Origin of the sequence: Aestuarium sp., from assembly GCF_023253315.1 — a bacterium.
Lineage (GTDB): Bacteria > Pseudomonadota > Alphaproteobacteria > Rhodobacterales > Rhodobacteraceae > Marivivens > Marivivens donghaensis.
This window is the reverse complement of sequence record NZ_JALRGW010000038.1, coordinates 1-11,022: the sequence shown is the minus strand read 5'-3', so window position 1 is coordinate 11,022 and position 11,022 is coordinate 1. Positions and strand designations below refer to the sequence as shown.

Below are 11,022 nucleotides of genomic sequence, written 5' to 3'. Positions count from 1 at the left end.
AGCCGATGGTCAAAAGACGCTGATAGAGCTTGTAGGCGGCCTCGTTGCTGGCGTCTGGGTCAAGGCGCTGAATGGGGTCAATGTGATCCTGGCTAAAGTGAGATTTGAACCCCTCTTCCTCGTCCAGTCGGACCATCGCGGCGCGGGACGTGAGGTAGGATTGCACGGCAATCGCATCTGCCTGAGTGGCGAGGGACGTGCCTTGGAACAAACCAGAGAGGCCTCCAGCGGCACCGCCCGCGGGCTGGGACTGCTGAATGACGAACTCGGACTTTGTCGCATACATCGGGGTCGCGATGACAAAGTAGTAATAGCCCGCAAGCAAGGTCGGTAGCAGCACGAACACCGCGAGGCGCGAGAAGAGCGAAATCAAACGCTGACGGCGACGGCGAATGAGGTCCTGTTGGATGCGCATGATCTCGCTCGCGCGACGTTCTGCGGCGGCGGCAGGATCAGGTGCGGCGAGAGTGCGGCCCTGTTGGATCGTTTGGGGCAATTGCATCTTGCCACCCGCTGCGAGCGCGGTGCCTGTTGGCGGGGTTGTGCCACCACCATTGCCGCCGCTGCTCGGCGCGACGAGTTCAAGGATGCTTGACCGTTCAAAGGGATCAATGCCGTTTTGGCGCAATTGGCGGACGGCATCGAAATCGGAGGTTACGGCAAGGCCGTGTTTCTGCGCCACGCGGCGCGCCATGCGCAACTGACGACCTGTGAGGCCCTCTTTGCGGATCGCGTCAATTTCAGCTTCGGCAGAGGCGACAGCGGGGCTGTCGATATTGGCGTCAACGGGCGGCGTCGGCTGATCCTGTGCCTGATCTGGTTGCGGTGCGCGCGCCTGTTGAGGGCGCTGGACCTGAGGACGCGGCTGTGGCTGCTGCGGTGGCGTTGGGCGGGCCGCTTGCGGTTTGTCGTCGGTTGCCTTCGGATCGGTCGTCCGTAGGCGGAATTTACTGGCCTTGGGTTTCATAGTCATAAAGCTGTTTTGCCTCTTCCAAGGTATCGAACATATGTAGGTGACCGTCCATCAAGACGGCTGCCGATTTGGCGAACCGCTCTAGCGTGGCGGCTTGGTGGGACACGATGACCACCGTTGTTGTTTCCAACCGTTCTCTTAATATTTCGCCCGCTTTGCGGTTAAATTCTTGGTCGGTTGTCGAGGGCATACCTTCGTCGATCAGATACATATCAAAATCGAGCGCCAACATCAGCGCAAAAGACAACCGTGCGCGCATACCTTGGCTGTAGGTGCCGACGGGCATGTCGAAGTATTCTTTGATATCGCAGAGCCAGCGGCAGAAGGCTTCGATGTAGTCAGGGTCGAGCCCGTAGAGACGTGCGATGTAGCGGGTGTTCTCTTTGCCAGTGTGGCGCGTGACGAGGCCGCCCATAAAGCCCAGCGGGAATGAAATCCGACATTTGCGGTGGATTTCGCCCTCATCGGGTTTTTCCAAGCCGGACATCATGTTGATAAGCGTGGTTTTACCCGTGCCGTTCGGTGCCAAAATGCCAAGAGAGTTGCCGAGTTCCACGCGAAACGACGCGCGATCAAGGATCACCTTGCGCTGTTTTCCGGTCCAAAAGGACTTGCTCACGTTTACGAATTCAAGCATCGCGATCCGCTCTGCCCTGCTCGGGCGCCCATTGTTGGGTCATGGTTGTGCCAAACTGTTTGGCAATTTTCCCCTCATTATGTCGGATCGGAGAGGAAAAATACAATGATTTCGCGGCCCGCCTCAAATTGTGAAGGCGGGCCGCGATGAGGTTAGTTTACTTTCTGAACGCGGGTCAGTTTGCCAGCGACGATCGAAATTGCGGCAGCAAAGAAGCTGAACAGCGCGCCCATCTTCGCGGCGTCCTGAACTGGGCCAGCATCGAAGGCAACCGAGGCCACGAAGAGAGCTACAGTAAAGCCAATTGCAGCCACACAGCCGATGACAAACAGATCGATGATCCGCATGCCTTCGGGCAAGCCAAGGCGAAGCGGTTTCGCCGCAATCCAGCCCATGATCATCACGCCGAGGGGTTTGCCGATCAGCAGACCAGCAAGCACGAGCCAAGTCGGTTCAGAGATCGATTTGAACTCTACACCAGCGTTCAAGAGGCCGAAGAACAGCAGGATGATTTCAACCGGATACTTCAACGCGTGTTCGATGTCGTTGAGCAGGTCATGCAGGTGGGTTTCGGCTTCGGAGAAGATACCAAAAGCGCGGTCCGCATGAGGAATGGTCGGAACGATTGGCAGGAGGCCAAGCGCAGGGTGGATGCCCGACTCTTGGAAACCATACCAGCTAAGTGCCGCCGCAATCGCGTAGGGCCAGAACGAGAGTTTTTTGCGCACCCAAGTGGAGTTCGGGCGGGCTTGATTGCCGCGGTCCAGATAGCGCGGCAGCCAGTTTGCGAGGACAAAGACCGCGATGGCAGCGCCGAACGAGAGCAGCAGCCAAACCGGAGCCAGATCGCCCGATGGGTAGAAGATCGCGAGGATCAACAGGCCAACCGCATCGTCCGCGATTGCCAAAAGAAGCAGGAAGCGAACCGCAGGGTGGCCAGCGCCGAACACCAGGCGGCCAACGAGGTACGAAAACGCGATGTCGGTTGCGGTTGGGATCGCCCAACCTTTGGACACGGCATCATAGGTTTCAGAGCCGAGGAATGCTGCGAGGCCGAGGTAAACAGCCACCGGACCAAGCACGCCGCCAGCGGTCGCGATCAGCGGAGTTGCCGCTTTTTTACCACGCAGCGAGCCGTTTTCGAGAATGATTGCTTCCCAGACTTCCTTTGCCGCGATGGCAAAGAACAGCGCCATAAGCACGTCATTGACCAAGTAGTGGAGTGTCAGTGTGCGTGTGACATGGCCGTGGCCGTCATCATGCAGGTGACCGATGAAGAAGTCGTCGATGAGGACGAATTCGACAAAATGGTGATAGCTTTCGGGGTTCGTGTTCGCCCATGCGAGAGCGGCAAGCGCCCCGATGATTAGCAGGAGCGAGTATTGCGTAAGAAAGTTCCAGACGCGGTACATGCAGCTTTCCTCGTTATTTAGATGACGTGCGATTACCGTAACTTGACGTCAATCACAACGATGCGGTGTAGCTCTATACCGCCTTTGGCCCCCGTTGTGTCCATTTGCGCTAAGGCTTTTCGGCAAATTCGAGCAATTGCGGCCATAATGGTGAAAATTATCGGTTTGCCTAGTTTGTATCGTGGAATTTGCCCTATTCGCCGCAGCCGACCCTTGCCCTTGGGCACGTGGCACAATAGGCCAAAACCCGAGATGCGGACCGCAAACTGACGAGGTGTTCCATGATGACAGAGCTAGATACTGCCCACGCGGCGATGGATGCCGATCCCGACAATGATGCGGCGCGTTTGCGGTTTTACGAACGCCTTGCCGATACCGAGATGTTCCTTTTGCTGGCGTCAGAGCCCGAGGGCGATGACGATATTAACCCTGAAGTAATCGAAGCCGACGATGTGCAATATGTCCTCGTCTTTGATCGCGAAGAACGCCTTGCTGATTTCGCCGAGCGTGCTGCGAGCTATGCGGCTGTGTCGGGGCGCGGCCTTGCGCAGATGTTGGTCGGGCAGGGCGTCGGCATGGGGGTGAACCTTGGTCAGCCGTCGTCGATCCTGATCCCACCTGCGGCGATCGACTGGCTGATCGAAACGCTGGGCAATGCACCAGAAGAAGCTCAAGCGCGTCCTGTTGAAATCACCGCTCCCAAAGGGTTGCCCGAGTCTGTCGTGACAGGTTTGGATCGTAAGCTCGCCACGGCAGGTGGATTGGCCGAGGTCGCGTATCTTTCGGGCGTGACCTATGACACCGGCGCACGTGGTCATATCCTGACTTATGTGGGCGCTGTCGAAGGTGCAGAACCTGCCTTGGCCCGAGCCGTTGCCGAAGCGCTGACGTTTTCGGGCGTGGACGCTGGTATGATCGACGTGACCTTTGTGCCTGCGGATAGCGATTTCGTCACGCGACTGGAACGCGTTGGCCTGCGGTTTGACTTACCGAAACCAGAGGTTCCACAAGCGATACCCGGTTCTAACCCTGGAATGGACCCCGCGCGTCCGCCAAAGCTGCGTTAATAGCCGCGGGTCCGATCCACGAGGTTCAGTAGCGGCTCGCCTGCTTCGGCACGGCGCAGATTTTCCGCGATTTGTTCAACAGCCGTTTCGGGCCGCGTTTCGCTAGCGATATGGGGCGTCACCGTCACATTGGGGTGCGCCCAATAGGCGTGATCTGCGGGGAGCGGTTCGACACGGAACACATCCAACGTGGCGTGTCCGATTTGCCCAGAATTGAGTGCGGCCAGTAGCGCGTCGTCGTCGATCAGCGCCCCCCGACCGGGATTGATCACAAAGGCGCCTTTGGCCATTGCGGCCAGTGCGTCCGCGTTCAGGATGTTTTCGGTTTGCGATGTGAGAGGCAGCAGGAGAACCGCGATCTGCGCGTCCTTGAGTGCCTCAGCGGGTGACCCCGATAGGCAGCGTACACCGTCGATGGATTTTGGTGTTCTGCTCCATCCTGTGACGGGAAACCCAAGCTGCACCAATGCCGTAGCGCAAGCTGCACCTAGTTCACCTAGGCCAAGAATCGTGACAGGCCGATCCTTTGACAGCGGCGGTGCTAGGGGCGCCCATTCGCCTTTTTGGTTTTTGATCTGCTGATCCATACCCAGATGGTGACGCAAAACATGGCCCGTTACCCATTCGACCATGCCTTGGGTCAATCCAGTATCGACCAATCGGCACAACGGCTGAGACAGGGTGGCATTGGGGGCGATTGTTTCGACGCCTGCCCAAAGGCTCAGCACAGCTTTGCAGCGGGTGAAGGGCGTAAAGTCAGTCAGCGTCGGGTTGGGTGCGAAGATAATGTAGTCGACCTGTTCGGCGGGAATATCCGTGCCAAGGTTGATATCGACCCCTTTGGTCGCGCAGGCCTCGATCAGCAGATCGCGATAGGTATCCCAAAGCTGCGGACGAGCGGAAAAGAGAACGTTGATCATTATCTTGCTTTATGGACGTGCGCGCTTTGGATGAGGCCGAAACCGACCAAGAGTACCAACATTGCCGAACCACCGTAGCTGACCATCGGCAAAGGCACACCTACGACCGGCGCCATTCCCATGACCATCGACATATTCACCGCGAAATAAAGGAAGAACGTCATCGTGATGCCCAAGGTCAGCAATGATCCGAACCTGTCGCGGTTTTGAAGGGCCGAGAAAATGCAGATCAATATCAGCGCAACGTAGAGGGCTAAGAGGGTCGTCGCCCCGATGAAGCCAAACTCTTCGGCCAAGGTGGTAAAGATAAAGTCGGTATGCTTTTCGGGCAGGAAGTTCAGGCGCGATTGTGTGCCTTGCATAAACCCGCGTCCTGTCCACCCACCCGAGCCAAGCGCAATCTTTGCCTGAGTGATGTGATAGCCAGCGCCGAGCGGGTCACTTGCTGGGTCGAGGAAAGTCTCAATTCGGCGGTATTGGTAGTCTTTCAACAATTGCCAAGACTGCCCTTTGGACACCATTACTGCCCATACGACGCCGACCCCACTCGCAATAACGCCTGCGAAATAGGCCCAGTGGACGCCCGCAAGGAACATGATCGTGCCTCCGCCAATCATCACCAATAGCGCAGTCCCAAGGTCTGGCTGTTTCAGTACCAGCGCCGTGGGGATCATGATGATCATCACGGGTATAAAGACCCAGAGCGGGTGGGATTTGCGGTTCAGTGGCAGCCAGTCGTAATAGGAAGCGAGGAACATCACGACGGTGATCTTTGCCAGTTCCGACGGTTGAAGCACCATAAAGCCGAGGTTGATCCAGCGCTGGGCCCCCATGCGGACTTCGCCGAATAGTTCAACTGCGATCAAGAGAAGGACAGAAACGATATAGCCGACCGCAGAGACGTTTCGCCAAAACCAGATCGGGATCATTGCGATCCCCAACATCACCGCCATACCCAAGGCAAAGCGTTTCAGTTGCGGTTCGAGCCATGGATTTATGGAACCGCCAGCGACGGAATAAAGCATGATAAAGCCCGCGCTTGAGATTGCGCAGAGCAACAGAATGATCGGCCAGTTTAGAAAGAGGAGCTTTCTGAACCCCGTCGGAACCGATTTGACGTTATATTCGAGGTAGCTCATGTCAGGCCCTATCGTTGCCTTGAATGGCCCCAGGTTGAACGCGGTTTTGGATGGCGCGTTGCTGTTCCGAAATGCGACCTCGCACGTTTGACGGATACGCCTCTAATGGGGGCTGCCCTTCGTAGAGGGCTTGCAGCATCACATCCCGCGCAATTGGTGCAGCGGCAGTAGACCCGCCGCCACCGTGTTCGACAACGACCGCAACCGCGTATTTGGGATCATCCACGGGGGCAAAGCCCACAAACAACGCGTGGTCGCGGCGTTCCCACGGTAGGTCGGCGTTGCTCGTCACGCCACGCGCACGTTCTTCTGCGGTGATGCGGCGCACCTGACTTGTGCCTGTCTTTCCGCCCATGCGTTGATCGGACACGTTGATCCGCGACCCATAGGCCGTGCCGCGGTTGTTGTTTGAAACCGCATCCATCGCAGCGCGAATACGGCGGAGGTAGTTTTCGTTGAGGCCAATGGTGTCGTCGCTCTGCTTTGGCGTCTCGACACCGTCTATCGTGTGGATCAGGCGCGGTGTGATGGTGCGTCCTGTCGCAATCCGTGCGGACATGATCGCCAGCTGGAGCGGCGAGGCGAGGACATAGCCCTGACCGATCGACGCGTTGACCGTGTCGCCGATTCGCCAATCCTCACCGCGAACGGTGGCTTTCCATTCTTTGTCAGGAGCAAGCCCTTCAGCCACTGCCGACAAGGGGAGGTCATGACGAACGCCGAGGCCAAACCGCCGTGCCATCGCCGAAATCTTATCAATGCCGACGCGCTGTGAGATCTCGTAATAGTAGCAGTCACAGGACTGTTTGAGGCTGTCATGTAAGTTGACGTTGCCGTGCCCGCCACTTTTCCAGCAGTGGAAACGGGTGCCAGAGACTTCGGTGTAGCCACGGCAAAGGATCGTTTCTTCGGGGTCCAACACGCCGTCTTCAAGTGCTGCAAGCGCGGTGATCATCTTGAACGTGGAACCTGGAGGGTAGGTGCCCTGCACGGCTTTGGCGGCGAGGGGGCGGAACGGATTTTCGTTCAACGCATTCCATTCGGCCACAGAGATACCGCGCACAAAAAGGTTCGGATCGAACGATGGCGATGACACGACCGCGCGCAGATCACCGTTTTCAAGGTCGATGACCACGGCACCTGCGGATTCACCTTCAAGGCGCGCTTCGACGTAGGTTTGCAAGGCGCTGTCGATGGTCAACTGAAGGTCCGCACCGGGCTGCCCCTCTTCACGCGACAGTTCACGCATGACACGGCCAATGGCATTCACCTCGATTTGGCGGGTGCCAGCCGATCCACGCAGGACTTCTTCCATCTTGGCTTCGACGCCCGTTTTACCGATTTGGAATTTGGGGATCTGGAGGAGAGGATCGGGGTTTTCGATGCGGCTGAGGTCGTAATCCGAAACGGGACCCACGTAGCCAATCACATGGGCGAGGTCAGCGCCTTGGGAATAATAGCGGCTCAGGCCAACCTCGGTCGTAACACCGGGCAGGGCAGGGGCGTTTACGGTGACGCGTGTGATATCGTCCCACGTCAGGCGGTCCGCAATGGTGACGGGCACAAAGGCAGATCGGTTGCTCATCTCTTTGAGAGCTTCCGCACGCGCAGTGTCGGACAATGGGATGAGCTGCGATAGACGGTCGAGCACCTCTTCGACGTCGCCCGCATCCTCGCGGGTCATCGTGATGCGGTAGTTCTGTTCGTTCCCAGCGAGCAACACGCCATGGCGGTCATAGATCAAACCGCGAGCAGGCGGTAAGAGCTTGATGTTAATTCGGTTTTCATCGGCCAGGAGGCGGAATGTCTCTGCCTGTTCGACCTGCATCGACCGTAGTTTCAACGCCAACAGACCCGCTGTCGCAAGCTGCAACCCACCCACGACCAAAGTGCGGCGGCCAATGCCCCGCTGGCTTTGTGCAGTGTCCTTTGGTGGGCGTTTCACAGGCGTCTCCCCAGATCGTCAACTTCGCCCATCGCGGGACGGCTAATCCCGAAGGCGAGGTAGGATAAGAGCACCACAACAGGATAAACCAAAATCGTGATGGTCAGTTGGGTTAATGTCAGCATCAACGGGGCTTGCTGCAAGAGTAAGATGGTCAAAATAACGCGATAGCCCACGTAGAGGCCCACGAGCGTTCCTGTGACAAGTAGCCATTCAAACGGAAAGGCCAAGGCTCGCAGGTCGGCGGCACGATTGCGCAAAATCTCGGTGCTGATCACGATCAATGCGGCCCAAAGCCCCGGCGGACGGTCGAGCAGGATATCGGCGCTGAAATGAACCAGCGCGATCAAGGCAACAGGGGTCAGGTCTGGACTCCGGATCACCCATGCCAGAGTGAAAGCCACCAGAATATCAGGTGCCGCGATGCGGTCGGGCACCATGTTCAGAGGCAAAATTTGGGCGAAGAGAAATGTGAACGACAGACCGACAAAAAGGGCGCGTCCAGCCCAGCGACGTGTTGCCTGAACCTCAGCCATCTGAGGGCGCTTCCGTGATTTCGGGCGATGCTTCTTCTACGGCATTAGGGGCCAAAAGATTGCCTGGGTCGTCGATGCGTTCCCGTGGCTGGCTGCGCAGCACACGTAGGAATTCGAGACGTTCGTAGTCCGCCGATAGACGCACTCGAAGGCGGTTATCGGTGCCGAGGGCAACCTGACCAATCAGCAGGTCGGCAGGGAATACGCCGCCATCCCCAGAGGATACGACGCGATCGCCGGGGCGAACTTGATCTGGGGCCTCAAGGAATTCGATGGGCGGGTTACGGGTGTTGTCGCCCATCAGGATCGCCCGCTGACCAGAGCCTTGGATGATGATCGGAACGCGGCTGGACGTATCGGTGAGCAACAAAACGCGCGAGGTTTCTTGACCCACACCAGAGATGCGGCCAACGAGCCCGATCCCATCCATCACGGCCCAACCGTCAGTGATCCCGTCCCGCGCCCCAACGTTCAAGAGCACGGACTGTCGGAACGGCGAACCGCTGTCCGCCAATACGATGCCAGTGATGTAAGTTAGCTGCGGGTCGAGTTGGACGTTGTTCAAATCCAACAGCTTTGCGTTCTCTTGTTCAAGCTGCAGCGCCGCTTCGCGCCATGCTTTCATCTGCTGCAGTTCGCGCCGCAAATCTGCGTTCTGTTCAACAAGACGTTGATAGGATTGGAAATCAGATATGATGCGGGTCAACCCAGTGACGGGGGTCATCACCCAATCCATCGGAGGAATAACACGGTCAAGCACGGCAGAGCGGAACCGCTCAACGCGCGGACTATCAATCCGCCATACCAAAAAGATCGCGAGGAAAAGGATAACTAGCACGGCCACCAACAGCCGCCGAAGCGGAGCTGAATAGGTATCTTCGCGCTGGTTCTCCCGTGCCACGGCTTAGCTGTCGTAGTCGATCACGTGGCGGAGTTGTTTTTCGTACTCCAGCGCCTTGCCGGTGCCCAAAGCCACGCAGTTCAGCGATTCATCGGCGACCGATATGGCCAGACCAGTTTGTTCGCGCAGAGCGAGGTCCAACTGACCCAACAGTGCTCCACCACCCGTGAGCATCACACCACGGTCCACAATATCTGCTGCCAGATCGGGCGGCGTTGCTTCGAGTGCGGTCATAACCGCTTCGGTGATTTGCTGAACGGGTTCAGCAAGAGCCTCAGCAACCTGCGCTTGGCTGATCTCGGTTTCTTTCGGAACGCCATTCAGCAGGTCACGACCGCGAATGTGCATAGAGGTTCCACGACCGTCGTCAGGCATACGTGCTGTGCCGATCGAGGTCTTAATGCGTTCAGCCGTCGCTTCACCGATCAAGAGGTTATGCTGGCGACGCAGGTAGTTGATGATCGCTTCGTCCATGCGGTCACCGCCGACACGTACTGAACGTGCGTAAACGATGTCACCCAAGGACAGAACCGCAACCTCGGTGGTACCGCCGCCGATATCGACGACCATGTTACCAGTCGGATCGGTGATCGGCATGCCTGCACCAATAGCCGCTGCAATAGGCTCTGCGATCAGACCAGCGCGACGTGCGCCAGCAGAGAGAACCGATTGACGGATCGCGCGCTTCTCAACGGGTGTCGCCCCGTGAGGAACACAGACGATGATCTTTGGCTTTGAGAAGGTCGTGCGCTTGTGAACTTTGCGGATGAAATGTTTGATCATTTCTTCTGCAGTGTCGAAGTCCGCGATAACACCATCGCGCATCGGACGGATTGCTTCGATCGAACCAGGAGTACGGCCCAGCATCAGCTTTGCATCTTCGCCAACTGCGAGAACCTTCTTCACGCCGTCTTTGACGTGGTAGGCGACCACCGAAGGTTCCGACAGGACGATGCCCTTGCCTTTTACGTAAACAAGAGTGTTCGCCGTGCCGAGGTCAATGGCCATATCCGACGAAAACAAACCTCCGAAACTAGCCATATGCCGTATTCCCGTAATTAAAATGCATGAAGCCAAGCGAGTCTCTGCAGGGCCGACCGCTTTATAGGGGCGAAGCGCTCTATGCGAAAGAGGGTGTCCACCTCCCACAAGCGCGATTCTGCTTGCTCGGGACTCTGGTTCGGTGAGGCGATTCAGAGAGACGCCGAAATACAGAGTTCTGAGGGAGTGTATATATAATGTATAAAAGGGGACGGAAAATTGGGCCTGAAGTTGGCGGGATTCGGGGCGTTTTTTCGGGCGAAGAACGGCGGCGGAATAAAAGTGCTCGCCTTAGCGCCTTAAAAATAAGGGGCTTCGATAAAAATTACAAAGAAAGTGCGTTTTCTGTAAAAAACCGCTTGCGGGTAGTTTGAGATAACCTTAGAACCCCCTTCACCGGCGGCGCTGAGGCGCGGTTGGGTCGGACGGAACGGTCGGATGGCTGGGAAGT

Annotated in this window: 9 protein-coding genes and 1 pseudogene; 1 reads left to right on the top strand and 9 read right to left on the bottom strand. The window is 57.3% G+C overall.

The genetic code is table 11. From position 1 onward, the window contains the following. From AC1QQ2_RS13300 to AC1QQ2_RS13290, 3 genes and pseudogenes are all read right to left on the bottom strand, one after another. Nucleotides 1–973, bottom strand: a pseudogene (locus tag AC1QQ2_RS13300) (capsule biosynthesis protein); the annotation flags it as partial. After that, entirely contained in the window at nucleotides 948–1,610 is a 663-nt protein-coding gene (locus tag AC1QQ2_RS13295) for an ABC transporter ATP-binding protein (RefSeq protein ID WP_105234386.1), read from the bottom strand. The gene AC1QQ2_RS13295 and the pseudogene AC1QQ2_RS13300, both read right to left, overlap by 26 nt. Before the next feature lie 152 nt (nucleotides 1,611–1,762). Further along, nucleotides 1,763–3,022 (bottom strand): Na+/H+ antiporter NhaA, encoded by a 1,260-nt coding sequence (locus tag AC1QQ2_RS13290; RefSeq protein ID WP_479713495.1) that lies wholly within the window; start codon nucleotides 3,020–3,022, stop codon nucleotides 1,763–1,765. A gap of 284 nt (nucleotides 3,023–3,306) precedes the next feature. Here AC1QQ2_RS13290 and AC1QQ2_RS13285 point away from each other — a divergent pair, with 284 nt between their 5' ends. After that, nucleotides 3,307–4,089: an SseB family protein gene (locus AC1QQ2_RS13285; protein ID WP_479713494.1), complete on the top strand. Its 783-nt coding sequence runs from the start codon at nucleotides 3,307–3,309 to the stop codon at nucleotides 4,087–4,089. Here the strand turns inward: AC1QQ2_RS13285 and AC1QQ2_RS13280 are convergent. From AC1QQ2_RS13280 to AC1QQ2_RS13255, 6 genes are read right to left on the bottom strand one after another with little or no spacing between them, the layout of a single operon-like run. Beyond that, nucleotides 4,086–5,009 carry a 2-hydroxyacid dehydrogenase gene (locus tag AC1QQ2_RS13280; RefSeq protein WP_479713493.1) on the bottom strand — a complete coding sequence of 308 codons (924 nt, stop codon included), beginning with the start codon at nucleotides 5,007–5,009 and terminating at the stop codon, nucleotides 4,086–4,088. The two genes, AC1QQ2_RS13285 and AC1QQ2_RS13280, sit on opposite strands and share 4 nt — an antisense overlap. Then, on the bottom strand, nucleotides 5,009–6,148 hold the full coding sequence (gene rodA / locus AC1QQ2_RS13275; protein WP_438987735.1) for a rod shape-determining protein RodA: 1,140 nt from the start codon (nucleotides 6,146–6,148) through the stop codon (nucleotides 5,009–5,011). The genes AC1QQ2_RS13280 and rodA overlap by 1 nt, the downstream gene beginning before the upstream one ends. A 1-nt stretch (nucleotide 6,149) precedes the next feature. Next, the gene (mrdA, locus tag AC1QQ2_RS13270) at nucleotides 6,150–8,093 is read right to left on the bottom strand and encodes a penicillin-binding protein 2 (RefSeq protein WP_479713492.1); all 1,944 of its coding nucleotides are present in this window, start codon (nucleotides 8,091–8,093) and stop codon (nucleotides 6,150–6,152) included. Beyond that, on the bottom strand, nucleotides 8,090–8,629 hold the full coding sequence (locus tag AC1QQ2_RS13265; protein WP_479713491.1) for a rod shape-determining protein MreD: 540 nt from the start codon (nucleotides 8,627–8,629) through the stop codon (nucleotides 8,090–8,092). Before AC1QQ2_RS13265 ends, mrdA begins: the two co-directional genes overlap by 4 nt. Further along, nucleotides 8,622–9,530 carry a rod shape-determining protein MreC gene (mreC, locus tag AC1QQ2_RS13260; RefSeq protein ID WP_479713490.1) on the bottom strand — a complete coding sequence of 303 codons (909 nt, stop codon included), beginning with the start codon at nucleotides 9,528–9,530 and terminating at the stop codon, nucleotides 8,622–8,624. The genes AC1QQ2_RS13265 and mreC overlap by 8 nt, the downstream gene beginning before the upstream one ends. A 3-nt stretch (nucleotides 9,531–9,533) precedes the next feature. After that, a complete protein-coding gene (locus tag AC1QQ2_RS13255) occupies nucleotides 9,534–10,571 on the bottom strand; it encodes a rod shape-determining protein (protein WP_067550596.1) in 1,038 nt (345 codons plus the stop codon). Nucleotides 10,572–11,022: the final 451 nt, after the last annotated feature.

What these genes read in the sequence shown, in the direction of transcription:
- AC1QQ2_RS13295 (WP_105234386.1), bottom strand. Translation starts at nt 1,610, where the DNA reads ATGCTTGAATTCGTAAACGTGAGCAAGTCCTTTTGGACCGGAAAACAG.
- AC1QQ2_RS13290 (WP_479713495.1), bottom strand. Translation starts at nt 3,022, where the DNA reads ATGTACCGCGTCTGGAACTTTCTTACGCAATACTCGCTCCTGCTAATC.
- AC1QQ2_RS13285 (WP_479713494.1), top strand. Translation starts at nt 3,307, where the DNA reads ATGACAGAGCTAGATACTGCCCACGCGGCGATGGATGCCGATCCCGAC.
- AC1QQ2_RS13280 (WP_479713493.1), bottom strand. Translation starts at nt 5,009, where the DNA reads ATGATCAACGTTCTCTTTTCCGCTCGTCCGCAGCTTTGGGATACCTAT.
- rodA (WP_438987735.1), bottom strand. Translation starts at nt 6,148, where the DNA reads ATGAGCTACCTCGAATATAACGTCAAATCGGTTCCGACGGGGTTCAGA.
- AC1QQ2_RS13265 (WP_479713491.1), bottom strand. Translation starts at nt 8,629, where the DNA reads ATGGCTGAGGTTCAGGCAACACGTCGCTGGGCTGGACGCGCCCTTTTT.
- AC1QQ2_RS13255 (WP_067550596.1), bottom strand. Translation starts at nt 10,571, where the DNA reads ATGGCTAGTTTCGGAGGTTTGTTTTCGTCGGATATGGCCATTGACCTC.